Source organism: Streptomyces chartreusis (assembly GCF_008704715.1).
GTDB classification, from domain to species: domain Bacteria; phylum Actinomycetota; class Actinomycetes; order Streptomycetales; family Streptomycetaceae; genus Streptomyces; species Streptomyces chartreusis.
On sequence record NZ_CP023689.1, the window covers coordinates 4,480,799 to 4,503,250 of the forward strand.

19 protein-coding genes are annotated in these 22,452 nt (G+C 71.2%); 10 read left to right on the forward strand and 9 right to left on the reverse strand.

Going from position 1 to position 22,452, the window contains the following annotated elements:
- The first annotated feature begins 20 nt into the window (after positions 1 to 20).
- A complete protein-coding gene (locus CP983_RS19300) occupies positions 21 to 2,666 on the forward strand; it encodes a DEAD/DEAH box helicase (RefSeq protein ID WP_229915050.1) in 2,646 nt (881 codons plus the stop codon).
- On the opposite strand, the gene CP983_RS19305 is transcribed toward CP983_RS19300, so the two are convergent.
- The 7 genes from CP983_RS19305 to ssd all read right to left on the reverse strand — a co-directional run bounded on the left by CP983_RS19305 (position 2,563) and on the right by ssd (position 8,435).
- Positions 2,563 to 3,072 carry an Rv3654c family TadE-like protein gene (locus tag CP983_RS19305; protein ID WP_150500697.1) on the reverse strand — a complete coding sequence of 170 codons (510 nt, stop codon included), beginning with the start codon at positions 3,070 to 3,072 and terminating at the stop codon, positions 2,563 to 2,565. The two genes, CP983_RS19300 and CP983_RS19305, sit on opposite strands and share 104 nt — an antisense overlap.
- Entirely contained in the window at positions 3,069 to 3,467 is a 399-nt protein-coding gene (locus CP983_RS19310) for a TadE family type IV pilus minor pilin (RefSeq protein WP_150500699.1), read from the reverse strand. Before CP983_RS19310 ends, CP983_RS19305 begins: the two co-directional genes overlap by 4 nt.
- A complete protein-coding gene (locus CP983_RS19315) occupies positions 3,454 to 3,663 on the reverse strand; it encodes a DUF4244 domain-containing protein (RefSeq protein ID WP_030956524.1) in 210 nt (69 codons plus the stop codon). Before CP983_RS19315 ends, CP983_RS19310 begins: the two co-directional genes overlap by 14 nt.
- Positions 3,664 to 3,802: 139 nt before the next feature.
- Complete coding sequence (locus tag CP983_RS19320) at positions 3,803 to 4,594, reverse strand: type II secretion system F family protein (protein WP_167537728.1); 792 nt, start codon at positions 4,592 to 4,594, stop codon at positions 3,803 to 3,805.
- A gap of 127 nt (positions 4,595 to 4,721) precedes the next feature.
- Positions 4,722 to 5,564, reverse strand: a complete 843-nt coding sequence (locus CP983_RS19325; protein ID WP_150506704.1) for a type II secretion system F family protein — start codon at positions 5,562 to 5,564, stop codon at positions 4,722 to 4,724.
- A gap of 280 nt (positions 5,565 to 5,844) precedes the next feature.
- Positions 5,845 to 7,065, reverse strand: coding sequence for a TadA family conjugal transfer-associated ATPase (locus tag CP983_RS19330; RefSeq protein ID WP_449336639.1), 1,221 nt, complete (start codon positions 7,063 to 7,065; stop codon positions 5,845 to 5,847).
- Positions 7,066 to 7,307: 242 nt separating this feature from the next.
- Complete coding sequence (gene ssd, locus CP983_RS19335; protein ID WP_150500703.1) at positions 7,308 to 8,435, reverse strand: septum site-determining protein Ssd; 1,128 nt, start codon at positions 8,433 to 8,435, stop codon at positions 7,308 to 7,310.
- A gap of 558 nt (positions 8,436 to 8,993) precedes the next feature.
- Between ssd and CP983_RS19340 the strand changes: the two genes are divergently transcribed.
- The gene (locus CP983_RS19340) at positions 8,994 to 9,827 is read left to right on the forward strand and encodes an HAD family hydrolase (RefSeq protein WP_150500705.1); all 834 of its coding nucleotides are present in this window, start codon (positions 8,994 to 8,996) and stop codon (positions 9,825 to 9,827) included.
- Between the two features lie 197 nt (positions 9,828 to 10,024).
- The gene (locus tag CP983_RS19345; RefSeq protein ID WP_150500707.1) at positions 10,025 to 10,381 is read left to right on the forward strand and encodes a hypothetical protein; all 357 of its coding nucleotides are present in this window, start codon (positions 10,025 to 10,027) and stop codon (positions 10,379 to 10,381) included.
- Here CP983_RS19345 and CP983_RS19350 read toward each other — a convergent pair.
- Positions 10,363 to 11,187, reverse strand: a complete 825-nt coding sequence (locus CP983_RS19350; RefSeq protein ID WP_150500709.1) for a Fic family protein — start codon at positions 11,185 to 11,187, stop codon at positions 10,363 to 10,365. The genes CP983_RS19345 and CP983_RS19350 overlap by 19 nt on opposite strands.
- Positions 11,188 to 11,332: 145 nt before the next feature.
- Here CP983_RS19350 and CP983_RS19355 point away from each other — a divergent pair, with 145 nt between their 5' ends.
- Positions 11,333 to 12,343, forward strand: coding sequence for an ATP-binding protein (locus CP983_RS19355; RefSeq protein ID WP_150500710.1), 1,011 nt, complete (start codon positions 11,333 to 11,335; stop codon positions 12,341 to 12,343).
- Here the strand turns inward: CP983_RS19355 and CP983_RS19360 are convergent.
- Positions 12,333 to 13,643 carry a polysaccharide deacetylase family protein gene (locus CP983_RS19360; RefSeq protein ID WP_150500712.1) on the reverse strand — a complete coding sequence of 437 codons (1,311 nt, stop codon included), beginning with the start codon at positions 13,641 to 13,643 and terminating at the stop codon, positions 12,333 to 12,335. The genes CP983_RS19355 and CP983_RS19360 overlap by 11 nt on opposite strands.
- Before the next feature lie 294 nt (positions 13,644 to 13,937).
- On the opposite strand from CP983_RS19360, the gene CP983_RS19365 reads away from it, so the two are divergent.
- The 6 genes from CP983_RS19365 (at position 13,938) to CP983_RS44745 (ending at position 22,435) form a co-directional block, all read left to right on the forward strand.
- Positions 13,938 to 16,670, forward strand: a complete 2,733-nt coding sequence (locus tag CP983_RS19365) for a bifunctional SulP family inorganic anion transporter/carbonic anhydrase (protein WP_150500714.1) — start codon at positions 13,938 to 13,940, stop codon at positions 16,668 to 16,670.
- A gap of 371 nt (positions 16,671 to 17,041) precedes the next feature.
- Positions 17,042 to 19,000: an acetate--CoA ligase gene (gene acs / locus CP983_RS19370; RefSeq protein ID WP_150500716.1), complete on the forward strand. Its 1,959-nt coding sequence runs from the start codon at positions 17,042 to 17,044 to the stop codon at positions 18,998 to 19,000.
- Positions 19,001 to 19,186: 186 nt separating this feature from the next.
- Positions 19,187 to 20,626 carry a Na+/H+ antiporter NhaA gene (gene nhaA, locus CP983_RS19375; protein ID WP_150500718.1) on the forward strand — a complete coding sequence of 480 codons (1,440 nt, stop codon included), beginning with the start codon at positions 19,187 to 19,189 and terminating at the stop codon, positions 20,624 to 20,626.
- A 78-nt stretch (positions 20,627 to 20,704) separates the two neighbouring features.
- The gene (locus tag CP983_RS19380; RefSeq protein ID WP_125527687.1) at positions 20,705 to 21,202 is read left to right on the forward strand and encodes a phage holin family protein; all 498 of its coding nucleotides are present in this window, start codon (positions 20,705 to 20,707) and stop codon (positions 21,200 to 21,202) included.
- Complete coding sequence (locus CP983_RS19385; protein WP_107904623.1) at positions 21,199 to 22,125, forward strand: alpha/beta fold hydrolase; 927 nt, start codon at positions 21,199 to 21,201, stop codon at positions 22,123 to 22,125. Before CP983_RS19380 ends, CP983_RS19385 begins: the two co-directional genes overlap by 4 nt.
- Before the next feature lie 127 nt (positions 22,126 to 22,252).
- Entirely contained in the window at positions 22,253 to 22,435 is a 183-nt protein-coding gene (locus tag CP983_RS44745; protein ID WP_093746816.1) for a hypothetical protein, read from the forward strand.
- Positions 22,436 to 22,452 lie beyond the last annotated feature (17 nt).

Consider the following 22,452-nt stretch of genomic DNA (forward strand, 5'->3'; position numbering starts at 1 on the left):
AGGACGGTTCGCCAGCCGCGATGGCATTCAATCACTTACCGGCAGGCGTGCACGACGCCTTGGTCCCATTGTCCGTCACGCCAGTGACACACTCGGTCCCGATGGCCAAGAATCACCGATCCGATCGATCCCCGACGGGCCCCGTTTCCCGGGTGGACCCGGGCGCGGTGCTGGGCCGACTCGCCTCGGGGCCGAGTCGGGCTTCGCGCATCACTCATACGGAGCATGTGCCCCCGAGGGAGGGCCGCCATGCCGTCTGGCCCGACCGGATCCGCGCGGAGGTCATCGCCGCGGTGCAGACGGCTGGAATCCAGCATCCATGGGCCCACCAGGCACGCGCCGCCGAGCACGCCCTGGACGGCGAGTCGGTGGTCGTCGCCACGGGCACGGCCTCCGGCAAGTCCCTGGCCTACCTCGTGCCCGTCCTGTCGACACTCCTGGACGGTTCAGAAGCCCCGAACGGCCGCGGCGCGACCGCCCTCTACCTGGCCCCGACCAAGGCTCTTGCGGCGGACCAGTGCCGTTCGGTGAAGGAACTTTCACATCCGCTGGGCAATTCCGTCCGACCCGCCGTGTACGACGGCGATACTCCGTTCGAGGAACGCGAGTGGGTCCGCCAGTACGGCAACTACGTCCTGACCAACCCCGACATGCTGCACCGCGGCATACTCCCGTCTCACCCCCGCTGGTCCTCCTTCCTGAAGGCGCTCAAGTACGTCGTCATCGACGAGTGCCACACCTACCGCGGCGTCTTCGGCTCCCACGTCGCCCAGGTGCTGCGCCGACTGCGCCGCCTGTGCGCCCGCTACGGCGCCTCCCCGGTCTTCCTGCTGGCCTCCGCGACGGCCGCCGAGCCCGCGGTCGCCGCCCGGCGCCTCACCGGCCTCCCGGTCGTGGAGGTCGCCGACGACGCCTCCCCGCGCGGCGAGCTGGTCTTCGCCCTCTGGGAGCCCCCGCTCACCGAGATGCAGGGCGAGAAGGGCGCACCCGTCCGGCGTACGGCCACCGCCGAGACGGCGGACCTCCTGACCGACCTGGCGGTGCAGGGCATCCGCTCGGTCGCCTTCGTACGCTCCCGGCGCGGCGCCGAGCTGATCTCGGTCATCGCCCAGGAACGCCTCGCCGAGGTAGACCGCTCCCTCGCCCGGCGTGTCGCGGCGTACCGCGGCGGCTACCTCCCCGAGGAACGCCGCGCCCTGGAACAGGCCCTCCACTCCGGCGAGCTCCTCGGCCTGTCGGCCACCACCGCCCTGGAACTCGGCATCGACGTCTCCGGCCTCGACGCCGTACTGATCGCCGGCTACCCGGGCACACGCGCCTCCCTGTGGCAGCAGGCGGGCCGCGCCGGCCGCTCAGGACAGGGCGCCCTCGCGGTCCTCGTCGCCCGCGACGATCCGCTGGACACCTACCTCGTCCACCATCCCGAGGCCCTGTTCGACCGTCCGGTGGAATCGACGGTCCTCGACCCCGACAACCCGTACGTCCTCGCACCGCATCTGTGCGCGGCGGCCGCGGAGATCCCGCTGACCGACGAGGACCTAGAGCTGTTCGGCCCCGAGACCGAGAGCCTGCTGCCGCAGCTGGAGGCCGCGAAGCTGCTGCGCCGTCGCACCAAGGCCTGGCACTGGACGCGCCGGGAACGGGCCGCCGACCTCACCGACATCCGCGGCGAGGGCGGCCGTCCGGTCCAGGTGGTCGAGGCCGGGACGGGGCGGCTGCTCGGCACGGTCGACGCGGGCGCCGCGCACGGCTCCGTCCACGAGGGCGCGGTCCACCTGCACCAGGGCCGTACGTACCTGGTGCGCTCCCTCGACCTGGAGGACTCCGTGGCCCTGGTCGAGGAGGCCGCCCCGCCCTACTCGACGGTCGCCCGCGACACGACGGCGATCTCCGTCCTGGAGACGGACGTCGAGATCCCCTGGGGCGACGGCCGCCTCTGCTACGGCTCCGTCGAGGTCACCAACCAGGTGGTCTCCTTCCTGCGCCGTCGGCTGATCACCGGCGAAGTACTGGGCGAGACGAAGCTCGACCTCCCTCCTCGTACGCTGCGCACCCGCGCGGTCTGGTGGACGGTCACCGAGGACCAGCTGGACGAGGCCCGGATCAACCCGGAGATCCTCGGCGGCGCCCTGCACGCCGCCGAGCACGCCTCGATCGGCCTGCTGCCCCTCTTCGCGACCTGCGACCGCTGGGACATCGGCGGGGTCTCCATCCCGCTCCACCCCGACACGCTGCTCCCCACGGTCTTCGTCTACGACGGCCACCCCGGCGGCGCGGGCTTCGCCGAGCGCGCCTTCCATACGGCCCGCTCCTGGCTCACCGCCACCCGCCAGGCCATCGCCTCCTGCGAGTGCGACGCCGGCTGCCCGTCCTGCATCCAGTCCCCCAAGTGCGGCAACGGCAACGATCCGCTGCACAAGCGGGGGGCCGTGCGGTTGCTGACGGTTTTGTTGCGGGGGGCGCCGGAGGAATCGCACGGGAGCCCGGGTGATGGGTCCGGTGCGGTTCAGCCCGAGGGGTCCGCGTCGGCGTCGGACGGGGCGGCCGTGGCCCCGCAATCGGTCACGGAACCGGTCTCGGCCGGTGCCTCACCGCAGGGTCCGGTGCCAGATGCGCCGTCGGCGGTGGAAGCTCCGACTGCTCAGCAGGCCCCGCCCGCGCCCTGACCTCCGCCGCGAAGGGGCCTCGGCCCGAAGCCGCGGTCACGTCCGAGACCTCGCCGACCAGTACGCACCGCACGAGCCGCACGCCTTGCGCGCCGGCGACCCGTTCAGCCCGTGCACAGGCCGCCGGGCCACCCTCCGCCCAGTGGTCGGCCGCTGCCAGCGCCGCGAGATCGGCGCCGCCTGCCGCCCGGTGCCGGGTCACGACGGCGTGGCCCAGGGCGAGTACGACGCCGAAGACGACGCAGAGCACGGTGATGGCGCCGAGGCTCCAGACCGTGGCGGAGCCTCGGTCGGAGCGCGGGTCGGGGGCAGCTTTCCGGGCAGCGCTCCGAAGGCCGGCTGCGGCGCGCGCGGTGCGGCGGCCGGCCACAGACCTGCGACGGCCTGTCTCGGAACTCCCTCTCATGTCCCCGCCCCCACCGTTTCCTCGGCCGCGGCCACGGCTTCCTCCCGTACCTCGAAGGGGAGCCCCGTCAGCACGGGTGGCTTGGCCACGACGACCACCCGGACCTCGTCGCCCTCCCGGCCGACCGTGACCGTCGCGCCGCGGGGTGCCGCCTCACGGGTGACCTCGATGACCGCGTCGGTGGGGTCCTGCCGGGCCGCCGCGCGGGCACCGGTCCGGGCCGCGTCCACGCATTGGATCTGCGCCGCCATCACGAGCAGACCCCACACCAGCGCCATCGCGAACATGACCAGAACCGGTAGGACGACAGCCGACTCCGCGGTGACGAAGCCCCGGTCCGCGCCCCCGAACGGCTTCCTGGCCCGCCGCTCCCTCTCCTCCTCACATCCGCGCATCGAGCGCCCGCTTCACGATGGCCTGCAACTCCTCGCTGACCTCCCCGCTCGTCACGACCTTGTAGAGCACCACCGCGAACGCCACCGCCGCCACGATTCCCATCGCGTACTCAGACGTGACCATGCCGGCATCGCCCCGCGCCGCCCGCACCCTGCACACCAGCGCACGCATCCGTGCCCGTACCGCCTTGTACATCTCAACCCCCGTAAGGTTCAGTCCCGTTGAAACAAACTGTTGAACTTCCGCTGCACGACGACCGCAGCCGCCCGCAACCGGTCCCGCCTGTCGCAGAACCCCCGGCCGTCGGCCTGTGGCCGTAGCCGCACTCACCCCGTCAGCCGGCACCTCCTCCCAACACCCCGCCCGCAAGCCCGATCACGACCGGCGCCACGCCCACCGCGATGAACGCGGGCAGGAAGCACAGGCCCACCGGCGCGCTGACCATGACGGCCGCCCGCCTGGCCCGTTCCGTCGCGTTGCGCGTCCACTCGGCGCGGGCCTCCGCAGCAAGCCGCGCGACCGGTCCGGCCGCCGGAAGCCCCGTCACATCGGCCCGCTCCAGCAGGCGCGCCAGCGCCTCCGCTCCAGGCAGGGCGGCCAACTTCTGCCACGCCTCGCCCGGTTCGCCGCCGAGCCGTACCTCCGCCGCGCCTCGTGACAGCCCGTCCCCGACGGGACCGCCAAGCGCCTCGCCCACTGCCTGAGCCGCGATCACGGGGCCAGCGCCCGCCGAGATGCAGGCCGCGAGGAGATCGGCGGCGAGTGGGAGCCGACGTGCCACCTCACCGGCGTCGACCTCCTGCACTGCACCGGCTACGGCTCTCTGCCGACGCCGCCACAGCCACATCCCGCCCGCGGCGCCCAGCCCCACCGCCAGACCGGCAACCCCGCCGACCAGCGCCCAACCGGCACCCCCGACCGCTGCCAGGGGCAGCCATTGCCGCACGCCCTGCCGGACGTCGTACCGTCTGCGAGGCGGCATCACCTCGGCCGGCGTCATTAGCGACCCCAACCGTCGCCGAGCCTTCCGCTCGCGCCGGACCTCGGCCGACCACCGCAGCAGCCAACCGGCCACCAGCACCGCCCCCATCGCCATCCCCAGCCTGTGGACAACCTCCGCGTTCACCTCGCCACCTCCCGTTCGCGGCGATCATCAACTCGGCCTCTCACGCGATTCCGCACGCTGCCTCCCCATCGACTCCGTACGCGCCGCGCAAGCGATCCCTGACCGACTCGCCCTCCCACTCGGCACCTCACCCCGCCTCTGCTCCTCGGACGATCCACGTCGCCCACCACATCCCGAGCCCTTCCAGTACTCCGCCCACAACCAGACATCCGAACCCCGCCCCGGTGTGCAGCAGCACATGCAATGGGTCGACTCCCATGGCGGCACCGAGCAGCAGCCCCAGGACCGGCAAAGCGGCCAGCATCAGCACCGTCGATCTGGCGCCGGCCAACTGGGCCCGCAGGTCGGCTCGTTGGTCGCGCTCCGCCCGCAGGGCCGCCTCCAGCCGGTCGAGCCCGGCCGCGAGCCCCGCACCCTGGTCCACTGCGACCCGCCAGCACGCCGCCAGACCCGACAGGCCCTCGGCGCCCGGCTGCCGTGCCGCAGAGGCGAGCGCGCCCGGCACGTCCCCGCCGAACTTCGCAGCCGCCAACACCGCGGACTGCGCCTCACCGAGCCCACCGGACTCCCACGCCGCCCGCAGCAGCGCCTCACCCGGCTGCCGGCCAGCCCGTACCTCGCCGGCGAGCATCGCGCACAGCGTGATCACCGCCGCCACGCGACGCTCCCTCGCTCCGCGCGCCTCCCGGGCCAGCCGCACCCGCCTCAGCAATGGCACCCCGGCCGCCCCCGCGACGACCGGCAGCACCGACGACCCAAGCAGCGCCAGCACCAGCCCGACGGCAGCCGCCCACCACTCGGCGCGAATCCGCCCTCGCAGCTCCCCTGCCAGCCGCCGCCAGTCAGGCGGTCCGGCACCCACGGCCCCACCACCGGCCAGCAACAACTGGGCACGTCGCGCGCCGGAGTTCGGCCCGCCCAACAACCAGACCGCCACACCGAGGCACAGCACAGCCGCGCCTTCCGACATCTCACCCACCCCAATCACTCCATCCGTCACACCCATTGGGCCTGGCCCCAACAGCGCCCTCACGCTCCCCGGGCCCTGGCCCGACAAGGCCCTCACGCTCACCGGCCCTGGCCCTACTTCGCCCGCACACTCGACGAACCGACCGCCTCACATCACCCGCACACTCGACGGACCCGGCGGCCCAACGGCCGCACACTCGACGGACCCGGCACCTCTACATCGCCCGCACGCTCGACATCCCGGCCCGACATCGCCCGCACGCTCACCGATCCCGGCGGCGCTACACCGCCCGCACGCCCGACGACCCCGGCCCCACGCCGCCCTCACCCCGAAGCAGCCCCTGCAGCCGCTCCCACCCCCGCTCAGACGCGAACGCCTCCGTTCCCCACCGCAGCGCCGGCACCGTCCGCACCAACCCCGACCGGTCCCGCTCCAGCACATGCACCTCGGCGATCCGCCGACGCCCGGTCCGGTCGCGTACCAGATGGAGTACGACCGACAAGGCGGCCGCCAACTGGCTGTGCAGCGCCGCCCGGTCAAGCCCGGCCGCCGTGCCGAGCGCCTCCAGCCGGGCCGGTACATCGGCCGCCGCGTTGGCGTGGACCGTGCCGCAGCCGCCTTCATGGCCCGTGTTCAGCGCGGCCAGCAGATGAACGACTTCGGGGCCGCGCACCTCGCCCACGACCAGCCGGTCCGGCCGCATCCGCAGTGCCTGCCGCACCAGGTCGTCGAGGGCGACGAGCCCGGCGCCCTCCTGGTTGGCGGGCCGGCTCTCCAGTCGGACGACATGCGGGTGGTCCGGCCTCAGCTCGGCGGAGTCCTCGGCGAGCACGATCCGCTCGCCGTCCCCCACCAGTCCGAGCAACGCGCTCAGCAGCGTGGTCTTGCCTGTGCCCGTGCCGCCGCTGATGAGGAACGACAGCCGTGCGTCGACCAGTGCGCGCAGCACCCGGTCCCCGCCGGGCGGCACCGTGCCTGCGGCGACCAGTTCGGCGAGCGTGAATGCCCGGGGCCGTACAACTCGCAGCGACAAGCACGCGCAGCCGACGGCGACGGGTGGCAGCACCGCGTGCAGCCGGGTCCCGTCGGGAAGCCGGGCGTCCACCCAGGGCCGCGCGTCGTCCAGTCGCCGCCCGGCCACCGCGGCCAGGCGCTGCGCGAGACGTCGTACGGCAGCCGCGTCCGGGAAGGACACGGACGTCAGCTCCAGGCCGCCGCCACGGTCCACCCACACACGGTCAGGCGCCGACACCAGTACGTCCGTCACCGAGGGATCGGCGAGCAGTGGTTCCAGCGGGCCACTGCCGACCAGCTCGGACCGTAACTGCGCGGCTGCCCCGAGGACTTCGGCGTCCCCCAGCACCCTGCCCTGCTCGCGCAGAGCCTGCGCCACTCGCGCGGGCGTCGGCTCGGCCCCGCTCTCGGCCAGCCACTGCCGCACCCCGTCCAGCAACTCCGACGGCACGCCGACAGCCCTGGCCGCCGATCGCTCCGGCACCAAGCTCCCGGCCGACGAACCAGCCCGCTCGGCCGAGTCCCGCCGCCCAAGGCCGGCACCACCCTCACGCCCGCTCACCCGATCGAGCCCCACCGCCTCACCCAAGCCGCCCTCGCGCCCGCTCAGCCCATCAAGCCCCGACGCCGTACGCATGCCACCCCCGCGCCCACCTCCCCGGTCAAACCCCACCGCCGTGCCGACGCCGCCCCCGCGCCCACTCCCCCGGCCAAGCCCCACCGCCGTGCTCATGCCGCCCTCGCCTCAAGCAAAGAGCGCTCCCAGAACTCCCGGCAGAATCGCGCCAGTGGCCCTCGCCCGGCCGCCCCCGGCGGTTCGTCGCTCTCGTGCGGCCGCAGCAGCCCCGGCTCGACCGGCACCTCGCCCACCAATGGCAGATCCAGCAGTCGGGCCACCTCGCGGTCGTCGAGACCGGGTGCGTAGGGACCGCGTACCGCCACCCGCAGGTCCCGTAGGACGAGCCGGGCCGCGGAGGCCACCTGGCGGGCGGCGGCGACGGCGCGGAGTTCGGCGGGGACCACGACGATCCCGACGTCGAGTTGGGCCAGCGCCTCGGCGACCCCGTCGTCGATGCGGCGGGGCAGGTCGACGACGACCGTGCCGCCCCGGCGTCGGGCCGCCGCGAGCACCGCTCGCATCGCCTGCGGCGGAACCGCGACGCATTCGCCGCGGTCCCAGCTCAGGACCCGAAGGGAGTGCAGCTTCGGCAGCGACTCCTCCAGCGCACCACTGCCGAGCCGTCCGCGCGAGCCGGCGAACGAGGGCCAGCGCAGCCCTTCGGCCGACTCACCGCCGAGGAGTACATCGAGTCCGCCGCCCAGCGGATCGGCGTCCACGAGGAGTGTGCGCAGCCCCTCACGCGCGGCGGTGACGGCGAGGGCACACGCGAGCGTGGAGGCTCCTGCGCCGCCTCGGCCGCCGATGACACCGACGGTGAGGGCGGGGCGGCCGACGCCCTCGGTGACGTCGGCGATGCGGTCCACCAGCCACTGTTCGCCGTCCGGCAGCATCAGGACGTGGTCCGCCCCGATCTCGACGGCCCGGCGCCACACCCCGGCGTCGTCCTGGTCCCGGCCCACCAGCACCACCCCGCCCCTGCGTCCCGCGCCGCGCACGCGCCGTGCGGCGTCGTCGCCGACCAGGACGAGCGGCGCGGCCTCCCAACTGCCTCTGGGCTCCGGCACTCCGTGGTGGACCTCGGGCGTGGCGCCGGCCGCCGCGCACAGGCGCAGCAGGTCGTCCAGCAGTTCGACGTCTTCCGTGACGATCAACGGCCTGCCCGGCCGCCCGGAGGCGGCGGACGGCGGATCGTGTGTGACGACTGCGGTCACGGTTTCCGTCCCCCTTCGCTGCATCGCTCGCGCAGCCCTGCGGCCCCGCGATTCCCAAACGTGTGAAGAACCGGCAACCGGCCTCCATATGAACGGCCGATACGAACCGGCCAAACGCACCCGACAAACCGGAACCGGCCAACAAGTCGGCCCGAGCCGGACGCGCTGGAATCACGGTGCAGCGAACCCGGAAATCGTGTGGATCTTGGTCGATAACTGTGGACAACTCAGCAGTTGTGAATATCGCCGTCACCCAAACCGGTGACCCCTGCACCGACCCCTGTACGACTTCCGCAGAGCAGCACGACGACTACACACAGTCATGAATCATGAGCATGCCGAACAGGCGGCCGCAGCCGCCTCGCCGCAGCCCTGCGGCAGTGCTCGAAAGAGGAAAACCCACCCGGACATGCGACGACCCCCGCCGGGGGGGAGAGCGGGGGTCGTCTCCACGGCCGACTCGGGGGGGGAGGAGTCGGACCGGGTTAGCACGGTCGCGAACGATCCGTGACTTCCATGGTGTACCCGAGAGCCCTCTCAGGCAAACCCACGCGCCCACCTTACGCCGAATGGGCTGCGCCTATGCTCAGGGTCGTGGAAAACCACTCCTTGCCCCGCACAGCGGCCTTCTTTGACCTGGACAAGACGGTCATTGCGAAGTCGAGCACGCTCACCTTCAGCAAGTCGTTCTACCAAGGCGGTCTGATCAACCGCAGGGCCGCCTTGCGGACCGCATATGCCCAGTTCGTCTTCCGAGTGGGCGGTATGGACCATGACCAGATGGAGCGCACGCGGAAGTACCTCTCCGCGCTCGTCCGCGGCTGGAACGTCCAGCAGGTCAAGGAGATCGTCGCCGAGACGCTGCACGACCTGATCGACCCGATCATCTACGACGAGGCCGCCTCCCTCATCGAGGAGCACCACATCGCCGGCCGCGACGTGGTGATCGTGTCCACTTCGGGCGCCGAGGTCGTCGAGCCGATCGGCGAGTTGCTCGGCGCCGACCGCGTGGTGGCCACGCGCATGGTCGTGGGCGCCGACGGCTGCTTCACCGGAGAGGTGGAGTACTACGCGTACGGCCCGACGAAGGCCGAGGCCATCAGGGAACTCGCCGAGTCCGAGGGCTACGACCTCGGCCGCTGCTACGCCTACAGCGACTCGGCGACGGACCTGCCGATGCTGGAGGCTGTCGGGCATCCGCACGCCGTGAACCCGGACCGCGCGCTGCGCCGCGAGGCACTCGCGCGTGGGTGGCCGATTCTCGATTTCCATCGCCCGGTCCGGCTCAAGCAGCGGCTCCCCTCCTTCTCCGTACCGCCACGTCCGGCCCTGGTCGCGGCAGCCGCCATAGGAGCCGCGGCGGCCACCGCGGGCCTGGTCTGGTACGCGAACCGACGCCGTACGGCGCCCGTCTGACCTGCGCTTTCCTCTTTGCGCACACCCCGCTCGACAAACAAGCGCCCGTTTGAAGTGATTTGAGAGCAAAAGTAAAGAACTGCGACCAGGCCTTCCGCTTGGTTGTGACCTGGAGTACAAAGGAGTCAACGGCCCGCGAGACCAAGGACATCCGAGAGGATCACCTTAAATTACGCATTTGGCCCCACGGACCGAGCATGAACATTGGGCACCCACGCGACGTCGACCCGTCGATTACGGGCCAGCCGCACCAGGCCACGGGCAAAGTTCCCGACCTGATGGGCAACATATCGAGGACGCTTGGTAACCCGGTGAACATGCCAGCGGCGGTACGAATCCTCGTACCGCCGCAACTCTTGTGGGCCCCGCGCGGGATTCCCGGAACTCGACGAATCCTCACGCGCGCGTGCGCCAAGCCATTCCGCGCCGCCGCGTTCCACGACGGCGAAACCCTGCCTTACGGCACCCCGCCTTACGGCACCCCGCCCGACGGCACCCTGCCCGACGGCACCCCGCCCGACGGCAGCACCCGGCCCTACGCCGCCCCGCGCTGAAGCGCCTCGCACACCGCCGTCGACTCGCGCGCCCCGAGCTCGATCGCCTTGCCGCAATGGGCGATCCACGCGGCCATGCCCTCGGGAGTGCCGGACACATAGCCTTCGAGCGCCGCCAGATAGGCCGCGCGCCCGAGTTCCGCGTGACCGACCTCGGCCGGGCAGACGGACTTGGGGTCGAGGCCGCTGCCGACCAGGACGATGCGTTCGGCCGTACGGGCGACCAGGCCGTTGTTGGAGGTGAACGGGCGCAGCGCGAGGAGCTCGCCGTGCACGACGGCCGCCGTCACCAGGGCGGGCGCCGAACCGCCCGCGATGATCAGCTCCGCCAGCCCTTCCAGCCGGCCGTGCACCTCGTCGGCGCTCGGCAGCGGAAGCTCGATCAGGGGCTCGTCGACGGACTCGCCGGCCTGGCGCGGCCGCCCGACCTCGTCCTCGTTGCTCGCCGCCGCCACCAGGTGCAGACGGGCCAGCACGCGCAGCGGCGACTGCCGCCAGATGGACAGCAGTTGGCCCGCCTCGGCAGTCAGCCGCAGGGACGCCCCCACGACGCGCGCCTCGTCGTCGCCACTGAAGTCGGTACGCCGGCGCACCTCTTCGAGCGCCCAGTCGGCACCCGACAGCGCCGCCGAGCCACGGGCGCCGCGGAGCGCCGCCTCGGAGGTGATCTCGTTGCTGCGCCGGCGCATGATCCGGTGCCCGTAGACCCGGTCCACAGCCTTGCGCACGGACTCCACGGACTCCGGGACCCCGGGCAGCGAACCGAGGGCCGCCAGAGGATCGGCGGACGCACCTGTCGTACTCATGAGTACGACACTACGCGCCCGCCTCTGGGCCGCAGGCGACCCCCCAACGAGCATCGCGCCCCTTCGATCGCCCACACCCCACGATCGAGTGGCCTTCCCCATACGTCTGCCACTTACAGCTATCACCCGACTACCGTTCGTGAACATGAAAATTGCTTTCGTCGGGAAGGGCGGCAGCGGCAAGACGACCCTGTCCTCTCTGTTCATCCGCCACCTCGCGGCCGCGGGCGCACCCGTCGTGGCCGTCGACGCCGACATCAACCAGCACCTGGGGGCCGCGCTCGGCCTGGACGAGGCGCAGGCAGCCGCGGTGCCTGCGATGGGCGAGCGGCTGCCGCTGATCAAGGACCATCTGCGCGGCACGAACCCGCGGATCGCCTCCGCCCGGACGATGATCAAGACGACACCGCCCGGCGAGGGTTCCCGGCTGCTGCGGGTGAGCGAGCCGAACCCGGTCTACGACGCCTGCGCCCGGCCGGTGGAACTCGCCGGCGGCGCCGTCCGTTTGATGGTCACCGGCCCCTTCACCGAGTCCGACCTCGGAGTCGCCTGCTACCACTCCAAGACAGGAGCGGTGGAGCTGTTCCTGAACCACTTGGTGGACGGCCCCGGTGAATACGTCGTGGTCGACATGACGGCCGGCTCGGACTCCTTCGCCTCCGGCATGTTCACCCGCTTCGACATCACGTTCCTCGTCGCCGAGCCGACCCGGAAGGGGGTCTCCGTCTATCGCCAGTACCGGGAGTACGCCCGCGACTTCGGAGTCGTCCTGAAGGTCGTCGGCAACAAGGTGCAGGGTCAGGACGACCTCGACTTCCTCCGCGCCGAGGTCGGGGACGACCTGCTGGTGACCGTCGGGCACTCGGACTGGGTGCGCTCCATGGAGAAGGGCCGTCCGCCCCGGTTCGACCTCCTGGAGGACGAGAACCACCTCTCCCTGCGCCGGCTGCGCACGGCCGTGGACGCGACGTACGAGCTGCGGGACTGGGAGCGCTACACCCGCCAGATGGTGCAGTTCCACCTGAAGAACGCCCGGTCGTGGGGGAACGAGCGCACCGGGGTCGACCTGGCTGCGCAGATCGACCCCGGGTTCGTGCTCGGGGAGAGTCTGTGCGCCCCGCGCGAGGCCAACACCCCGCTGACGCCTACTGCTTGAGCGGCGGAGCCCCGGGGACCCCCTTCGGGGCGGGCGCGGGGTGTCCGGACAGGAAGGACGCCCAGCCCTGCTTCGGGGCTTCGCCGACCTCCAGGGTGCGCAGCTTCCGCAGGACCGCCGGGTCCTGTGCGTCGAGCCAGTCGGCGAGCTGCCGGAAGGACACGCAGCGCACGTCGGGCTTGTTGCAGACGGCTTCGACGACCTCTTCGACGGCGCGCATGTAGGTGCCGCCGTTCCAGGACTCGAAGTGGTTGCCGATGATCAGGGGCGCGCGGTTGCCCTCGTAGGCGCGGCGGAAGCCCATGAGCAGGCCGTCCCGCATCTGGTCACCCCAGAACTCGTGCTTGTCGGGGTCACCCTGGCTCTTGGTGCCCGACTGGTTGACCATGAAGTTGTAGTCCATGGTGAGCTGCTCGTAGGAGTGCCCGGGGAAGGGCACGAGCTGCATCGACAGATCCCACAGGCCCTCCCTCTTCACGGGCCAGAGCTGGTTGTTGACGCCGCTGGAGTCGTAGCGGAAGCCCATCTCGCGGGCCGCGGTGACGAAGTTCTTGCGGCCCTCCAGGCAGGGTGTGCGGGCGCCGATGAGCTCCTTGTCGTAGTCGAAGGGGAGGGGGGACGCCTTGCTCATGCCGGTGTTGGTCTTCCAGGACTTGACGAAACGTTTCGCCTGAGTGATCTCGTCCTTCCACTCCTCCACCGACCACTCGCCCACACCGCCGCCGCTGCCGCAGAAGTGGCCGTTGAAGTGGGTGCCGATCTCGTTGCCCTCCAGCCACGCGAGGCGCAGCTGCTTCACGGTGTCGCTGATTCCCTCCGCGTCGTTGAAGCCGATGTCGGAGCGGCCCGGGGAGTGCTGCGGGGGCCGGTACAGGTCGCGCTTGTGGTCCGGCAGCATGTACACGCCGCTGAGGAAGTAGGTCATGGTCGCGTTGTTCGCCCTGGCCACCTTGCGGAAGTGGGAGAACAGCCTCTGCCCGTCCTCGCCGGCGCCGTCCCAGGAGAACACCACGAACTGCGGGGGTTTCTGACCGGGCTTGAGCCGTTCGGGCCGGGGCAGATGCGGCTGTGCGCCGGTGTACGCGGTGGACCCGTCACCGATCAGACGGATCGCACTGCGGGGCGGCACGGGCGCCGCGGGCTTCGCCTTCTGCGGCCCGGGCGCCGACTGCCCGCTCGTGTCACGGCTCGCGCATCCGGCGAGTGATGCGGCGCAGACCGCGGCGGCAGCGGTGCCCGCGGCAATTCGGTGTGTCGCGGCGGTTTTTCGGGGGGCGGCGAACCTGCGAGTGGCGGCCATGTTCGGTCCACCTACTTCCTTCTCTCGGAGGGCGACAGCGCCGCCAAGGTCGCACGGGACCGAGAAAGGAATTAATACGACAAGCCGACTAATTAGCCACTTCACTCTTGAGGGGGATTTATTAGTCCATTTGCTCGGAAAATCTATTCCGTCACTTTACTCTGCATTACGATCCGTTTACCGACAGTTGATGCATCCCGCCGCTGTATGCCGTGACCACTCGGCCGCGACCCGACCCCCGCCCCGAGGGGACCGCCAGATTCGCGGCCGCGCTGCCCGGAGGAGACGGGAAACATGTCAGCCTGCGTTCCGACCCGCGCCGACGAGCCACGTCGAGAAGAGCACAGCCACGAACCACACAGCCCACCGCCGGCCCGCCGCCCGCGCCTCGCGGGTGCCGATGTCTCGGCCTCCATCGCGGTCTTCCTGATCGCACTCCCCCTTTCCCTCGGCATCGCCCTCGCCACCGGCGCGCCCCTTCAGGCCGGCCTCGTCGCCGCCGCCGTCGGAGGCCTCGTCGCCGGACGGCTCGGCGGTGCCCCGCTCCAGGTCAGTGGCCCCGCCGCCGGACTCACGGTCGTCACCGCCGAGCTCATCCACCAGTACGGATGGCGTACGACCTGTGCCATCACCGTCCTCGCCGGCATCGCCCAACTCGGTCTCGGCCTCCTGCGCGTGGCCCGCACCGCGCTCGCCGTCAGCCCCGCGATCGTGCACGGCATGCTCGCCGGTATCGGCGTCACCATCGCCGTGGCCCAGCTGCACATCGTCCTCGGCGGCGTCCCGCACAGCTCGGTCCTGGACAACCTGCGTGAACTGCCCGCCCAGTTGGCCCGAGTGCATCCCGCCGCCCTGGCGGTGAGCGTGCTCACCCTCGCCCTGCTGGTGCTGTGGCCCAGACTTCCCGGCCGGGCCGGCAAGCTGCTGCGCAAGGTGCCGACCCCGCTCGTCGCCGTCGCCGTCGCGACCACCACCGCCTCACTCATGGGCCTGAGCCTGCCCAAGGTCGACCTGCCGTCCTGGAGCAGCCACGCACTGGCCGCGCTCCCTGACGGGCCGGTGCTCGGCCTCGTCGCCGCCGTGCTCACCATCACGCTGGTGTGCAGCGTGCAGTCGCTGCTCGGCGCGGTCGCCGTGGACAAGCTGGTCGCCGGCCGACCGGAGCAGTCCGCCCAGGTCGGGCGTTCCGACCTGGACCGCGAGCTGCTCGGCCAGGGCGCCGCCAACGTCGTCTCCGGCGCGCTCGGCGGACTGCCCATCGCGGGTGTGGCCGTGCGCAGTTCGGCGAATGTGCACGCCGGTGCCGTGAGCCGGAACTCCACGATGCTGCACGGCGTTCTCGTAGTGATCGCCGCGCTGCTGATGGTCCCGATCCTGGAGCTCATCCCGCTCGCCTCGCTCGCCGCCCTGGTGATGGCCGTCGGCATCCAGATGGTGTCCCTGCACCACATCCGCACGGTGACCCGCCACCGAGAGGTGCTGGTGTACGCCGTCACCACCCTCGCCGTGGTGTTCTTCGGCGTCCTGGAAGGCGTGACCCTGGGCATCGCCATGGCCGTCGGCGTCGCCCTGCATCGCCTCACCCGCACCCGCATCACGCACGACGAGACGGAAGGAGTCCATCACGTACATGTACGAGGGCAGTTGACGTTCCTCGCGGTGCCACGCCTGAGCCGGACCCTGCATCTCGTGCCCCAGGGCGCCGACGCCGTCGTGGAGTTGGACGGGTCGTTCATGGACCACGCGGCCTACGAGTCGCTTCAGGACTGGCAGAACACGCACACCGTGCACGGCGGCACCGTCGAGCTCGTCGGCCGCAGGTCCGGGGTCCGCATCGGTGAACCCACGGGACCGGCCGGTCTCCAGGCCCTCACCGGGGTCGTCCCGGAGGAGAGTGACGACTGCCGCTGCCACCCTTGGACGCCCTGGCGCAACCACCAGTGCGAGATCCCGGAAGCCGCGCTGCTCCGCGACGGGCAGCCCGGGGACAGTCAGGGGACGGAGGCCGACGGCACCGGTGGAGGCGCGGCGCCCTCGGACGCCGACGGCGCCCTTCGCGCGGACGGCACCGACGGCACCGGAGGCCACGGCGGCACCGGCGAGCCCGGCAAGGTAAGCGAGCCGAGCCCCAGCAGCGGCGGCGCAGACGCCCTCGCTCACCCCGACGCGCCCCAAGACAACACCGCCTACGCGAGCGAAGACACCGGCACAGGCGCAGCCACCGACACTGGTGCAGGCCCGCGCGCCGGTACAGCCGCAGCCACCAGCACAGGTGCACGCACCGGAGCAGCCGCAGACACCGGCACTGGCACCGGCACTGGCACTGGCACCGGCGCAGCCACCGACACCAGCCGTCCCAGCGCCCGCCAACTGGCGCGCGGCATCAGCGCGTTCCAGCGCAACACCGCCCCCCTGGTGCGGGGCGAGCTGGCGCGGCTGGCGCGTGAGGGGCAGCAGCCGTCCCAGCTGTTCCTCACCTGCGCGGACTCCCGGCTGGTCACGTCGATGATCACCTCCAGTGGTCCCGGCGACCTGTTCGTGGTGCGCAACGTGGGCAACCTCGTTCCGCTGCCCGGCCGCGAGAGCGGCGACGACTCGGTGGCCGCCGCGATCGAGTACGCGGTGGACGTGCTCGAGGTGCGGTCGATCACGGTGTGCGGGCACTCCGGCTGCGGGGCCATGCAGGCGCTGCTCGCCTCCGAGCCGGGTGCCGCGCAGACCCCGCTCAGGCGGTGGCTGCGGCACGGGGAGCCGAGCCTGGAGCGGATGTCCGCCGAGGACCGGCCCTGGGCCAGGCTCGCCGGGCGGGCACCGGCCGACGCGGTCGAGCAGCTCTGCCTGACCAACGTGGTGCAGCAGTTGGAGCACCTGCGGTCCCACGAGTCGGTGGCGCGGGCGTTGCGCGCGGGCGAGCTGGAGTTGCACGGGATGTACTTCCACGTGGGTGAGGCACAGGCGTACCTGCTGACCGAGGGCCATGAGGACCGGGTGTTCGACCACGTGGGTGTGGCGGACCTGTCGGCCTGACGCAGGCACCGTGCGCGGCCCCGCTGCTCGGCGGGGCCGCGCTCCCATGGAGTCCGCCTGCCCACGCTCGCATGGAGCCCACCTGCGGCTCCCCCTGTGGTCCACCTGCCGCTCTCCCATGCAGTACGACCGCCGCCCTCCCGCGTGATCCACGTCGCGCCTCACCCCCGCTCGGATGTGAGAGGGGTTACAGACCTGAACCGCCCTCGGCCGGCGTCCGTGGAAACGGATAACCCCGGCACAAACCGCAGCTAGGGGCCCATCCCGATGACAGGTCTAAACCAATTTTCCGACGACCCTTGTCATCGGACCCCCGGGTCTGATGAGCTGTGGCCTGGGACACAACGGACACCCTGGGAAAGGGAGATGTCGTGAGCAACGAAAGCCTGGCCAACCTGCTGAAGGAAGAGCGCAGGTTCGCACCCCCCGCCGACCTGGCCGCGAACGCCAACGTCACGGCGGAGGCGTATGAACAGGCCAAGGCTGACAGGCTCGGCTTCTGGGCCGAGCAGGCCCGTCGGCTGACCTGGGCCAAGGAGCCGACGGAGACGCTGGACTGGTCGAACCCGCCGTTCGCCAAGTGGTTCAAGGACGGCGAGCTCAACGTCGCGTACAACTGCGTGGACCGGCATGTGGAGGCCGGGCTCGGCGACCGTGTCGCCATCCACTTCGAGGGCGAGCCCGGCGACAGCCGCGCCGTCACCTATGCCGAGCTCAAGGACGAGGTCTCCAAGGCCGCCAACGCCCTGCTGGAGCTGGGCGTACGGAAGGGCGACCGGGTCGCCGTCTACATGCCGATGATCCCCGAGACGGCGGTCGCGATGCTGGCCTGCGCGCGCATCGGCGCCGCGCACTCGGTCGTCTTCGGCGGCTTCTCGGCGGACGCGCTGGCCACCCGTATCAAGGACGCGGACGCCAAGGTCGTCATCACCTCCGACGGCGGCTACCGGCGCGGCAAGCCGTCCGCGCTGAAGCCGGCCGTGGACGAGGCGATCGGCAAGGTCGACAACGTCGAGCACGTGCTCGTCGTGCGCCGCACCGGCCAGGATGTCGCCTGGGACGACAGCCGTGACGTGTGGTGGCACGAGATCGTCGAGCGGCAGTCCGCCGAGCACACCCCGGAGGCCTTCGACGCCGAGCACCCGCTGTTCATCCTGTACACGTCCGGTACGACGGGTAAGCCCAAGGGCATCCTGCACACCTCCGGCGGCTACCTCACCCAGACGTCGTACACCCACCACGCGGTCTTCGACCTCAAGCCGGAGACCGACGTGTACTGGTGCACGGCCGACGTCGGCTGGGTCACCGGCCACTCGTACATCGTGTACGGGCCGCTGGCGAACGGCGCGACGCAGGTGATGTACGAGGGCACGCCGGACACCCCGCACCAGGGCCGCTTCTGGGAGATCGTGCAGAAGTACGGGGTCACCATCCTGTACACGGCGCCGACGGCGATCCGTACGTTCATGAAGTGGGGCGACGACATCCCCGCGAAGTTCGACCTGAGCAGCCTGCGGGTGCTGGGTTCCGTGGGCGAGCCGATCAACCCCGAGGCGTGGGTCTGGTACCGCAAGCACATCGGCGCCGACCGGACCCCGGTCGTCGACACCTGGTGGCAGACCGAGACCGGCGCGATGATGATCTCGCCGCTGCCGGGCGTCACCGAGACCAAGCCCGGCTCCGCGCAGAACCCGCTGCCCGGCATCTCCGCGACCGTCGTCGACGACGAGGCGAACGAGGTCCCGAACGGCGGTGGCGGCTACCTGGTCCTGACCGAGCCGTGGCCGTCGATGCTCCGCACCATCTGGGGCGACGACCAGCGCTTCCTCGACACGTACTGGTCGCGCTTCGAGGGCAAGTACTTCGCGGGCGACGGCGCGAAGAAGGACGACGACGGCGACATCTGGCTGCTCGGCCGGGTCGACGACGTCATGCTCGTCTCCGGCCACAACATCTCGACCACCGAGGTCGAGTCCGCACTGGTCTCCCACCCGTCCGTCGCCGAGGCGGCCGTGGTCGGTGCCGCCGACGAGACGACCGGGCAGGCGATCGTCGCCTTCGTGATCCTGCGCGGCACGGCGAACGCCGATGACGAGAACCTCATCGCCGACCTGCGCAACCACGTCGGCGCCACCCTCGGCCCGATCGCCAAGCCGAAGCGAGTCCTGCCGGTGGCCGAGCTGCCGAAGACCCGCTCCGGCAAGATCATGCGCCGGCTGCTGCGGGACGTCGCCGAGAACCGTCAGCTCGGTGACGTGACGACGCTGACCGACTCGACCGTCATGGACCTCATCCAGTCGAAGCTGCCGGCGGCGCCGAGCGAGGACTGAGTAAGGACCAGCGTGAGGGGCACCCGGCGACCGCGCCGGGTGCCCCTCACGTACGTACGGTGGAATCCGACGGATGCGATCCGGCGCACCCTTAGGTAAACTAAACAAAGCGAACATCACGCATAGGTGCGCCGGGAAGTCTGGTCGGCAAGTGCTCCGTCCTGCCCACCGACCGGAGGTCTCCCCGTGACCGCGCCCCGCACCCCCGCTCCCGTCCGCAAGGTCCTCGGACGGCTCTCGCTCCCCGAGCGGACCTACGTCGCGGACGCGCTGCGCACCGAGACCCTCGGCGGTGTCCTGCTGCTGCTCGCCGCGATCACCGCGCTGATCTGGGCGAACGTACCCACACTGCACGACAGCTACGAGAGCGTCGGCCACTTCCATCTCGGCCCCGAGGCGCTCGGGCTGAACCTGTCCGTCGAACACTGGGCGGCCGACGGACTGCTCGCGATCTTCTTCTTCGTCGCCGGGATCGAGCTCAAGCGCGAGCTGGTCGCCGGTGATCTCAAGGACCCCAAGGCAGCCGCGCTGCCGGTCGTCGCCGCGCTGTGCGGCATGGCGGTGCCCGCGCTGGTCTACACCCTGACCAATGTCACCGGGCACGGCTCCTCGGCCGGCTGGGCGGTTCCGACCGCGACGGACATCGCCTTCGCGCTGGCGGTGCTCGCCGTCATCGGCACCTCCCTGCCCAGCGCCCTGCGCGCGTTCCTGCTCACGCTCGCCGTCGTCGACGACCTGTTCGCGATCCTGATCATCGCGATCTTCTTCACATCGCAGATCAATTTCGCCGCGCTCGGCGGCGCGGTGGCCGGCCTGGCCGTCTTCTGGCTGCTCGTGAGAAAGGGCGTGCGCGGGTGGTACGTGTACGTCCCGCTCGCCCTCGTGATCTGGGGGCTGATGTACAACAGCGGCGTCCACGCCACCATCGCGGGCGTCGCGATGGGCCTGATGCTGCGCTGCACCCGGCGCGAGGGCGAGGAGCAGTCCCCCGGCGAACACATCGAGCACCTCGTGCGCCCGCTCTCGGCAGGGCTCGCCGTCCCGCTGTTCGCGCTGTTCAGCGCCGGTGTCGCAGTCTCCGGCGGCGCGCTCGGCGATGTCTTCGCCCAGCCGGAGACGCTCGGCGTGGTCCTCGGCCTCGTGGTCGGCAAGACGGTCGGGATCTTCGGCGGCACCTGGCTGACGGCACGTTTCACCAGGGCCTCGCTCAGCGACGACCTGGAGTGGGCCGACGTGTTCGCCGTCGCGACCCTCGCCGGCATCGGCTTCACCGTCTCGCTGCTCATCGGCGAGCTCGCCTTCGCCGGCGACGCCACATTGACCGACGAGGTCAAGGCGGCCGTACTGATCGGGTCCCTGATCGCGGCCATCCTGGCGACGGTGCTGCTGAAGATACGGAACGCCAAGTACCGCGGGATGGTCGAGGACGAGGAGCGCGACGAGGACGCCGACGGCATTCCGGACATCTACGAGCAGGACGAGCCGGAGTACCACCTGCGCATGGCCGCCATCCACGAGCGCAAGGCCGCCGAGCACCGCCGCCTCGCCGAGGAGAAACTCGCCGCACGCCACGCGCTTGCCGAAGTGACGGGCAGGGCAGGCGAGGAGGACCACCGTCGGGCATGATCTGACGGGACGGTACAAAAGACGGAACCGTACTCAGTCAGGCAGAAGACGGATCCGTACACGACGAGGGAGACCGCGATGAGCGCACCCGACGGCAGCCCGGTCGGCGCCGAACGCAGCATCGGCCAGCTGTTCGCCTCGGCGACGACCGAGATGTCGGCGCTGGTGCATGACGAGATCGCACTGGCGAAAGCGCAACTCAAGCAGGACGTCAAGCGCGGCGCGACGAGCGGCGGCGCGTTCACGGTGGCGGGCGCCGTGCTGGTGTTCTCGCTGCCGATGCTGAACTTCGCCCTCGCGTACGGCATTCGGACCTGGAGCGACTGGAACCTCGCGCTCTGCTTCCTGCTGTCCTTCGCCGCGAACGTCCTCATCGCCCTCGTCCTCGCGCTGATCGGCGTCGTCTTCGCGAAGAAGGCCAAGAAGAGCAAGGGCCCGCAGAAGGTAGCCGCCTCGATGAAGGAGACGGCGGGCGTCCTGCAGAACGCCAAGCCGCACCCGCGCCCCGCCCCGCAGCCGGAGCTGGAGGACCGGGCGCCCGCGGCCATCGAGGCTGTGGCACGCTCGTCGTCATGACGGATCCCGCCACCCCCTCCTCGGTCGTGCGCCCGGACGGCCCCTGGACCCACAGGGACGTCGCGGCGAACGGCGCGCGCTTCCACATCGCCGAGCTGGGCGACGGTCCGCTGGTGCTGCTGCTGCACGGCTTCCCGCAGTTCTGGTGGACCTGGCGGCACCAGCTCGTCGCGCTCGCCGACGCGGGCTTCCGGGCGGTGGCGATGGACCTCAGGGGCGTCGGCGGCAGCGACCGTACGCCGCGCGGCTACGACCCGGCCAACCTCGCCCTCGACATCACCGGCGTGGTCCGCTCGCTCGGCGAGCCGGACGCCGCGCTCGTCGGCCACGACCTGGGCGGATACCTGGCATGGACGGCGGCCGTGATGCGCCCCAAGCTGGTCCGCCGGCTCGCGGTCGCGTCGATGCCGCACCCACGGCGCTGGCGCTCGGCGATGCTCTCGGACGTCAAGCAGACCGGTGCCGGCTCCTACATCTGGGGGTTCCAGCGGCCCTGGATCCCCGAGCGGCAGCTGACGGCCGACGACGGCGCGCTCGTCGGCCGGCTCGTCCGGGACTGGTCCGGCCCGCGACTGCCGGACGACGACGCGGTGGAGATGTACCGCCGCGCGATCTGCATCCCGTCGACCGCGCACTGCTCGATCGAGCCGTACCGCTGGATGGTGCGCTCGCTGGCCCGCCCCGACGGCATCCAGTTCAACCGCCGCATGAAGCGACCGGTGCGCGTACCGACGCTGCACCTGCACGGCTCCCTCGACCCCGTCATGCGCACGCGCAGCGCGGCCGGTTCGGGCGAGTACGTCGAAGCGCCGTACCGCTGGCGCCTGTTCGACGGCCTCGGACACTTCCCGCACGAGGAAGACCCGGTCGCATTTTCCACCGAACTGATCAACTGGCTCAAAGACCCCGAACCCGATCGGTGACCGCGCCGATGCGCCCGGTATCCGGAACTGAACACCTGTCCTACGAACAGCCAATTGCCTGGCGCATAGGCCAATTGGGGGCCCTGGGGGCGGTTATCGACCATGGGGCAGGGGCAGACGTCGGGGTATGGGCTGGACGCACGACTACAGTGACGTAGCACGCAATCGCCGCTCGGCCAGCGGGCTGAGCTCCCATCAGCGGGGCAGCGCCCCGCAAATGCCGGGCGCGGACCTCCGGGTAGGCATTCCGCGTATTCTGCGCCGCCGGGCCCGCTGGGTCTCGGTGCGCCTGCGCCACCCGCGCGGCTGACAGGCCGCCGCTCTTCA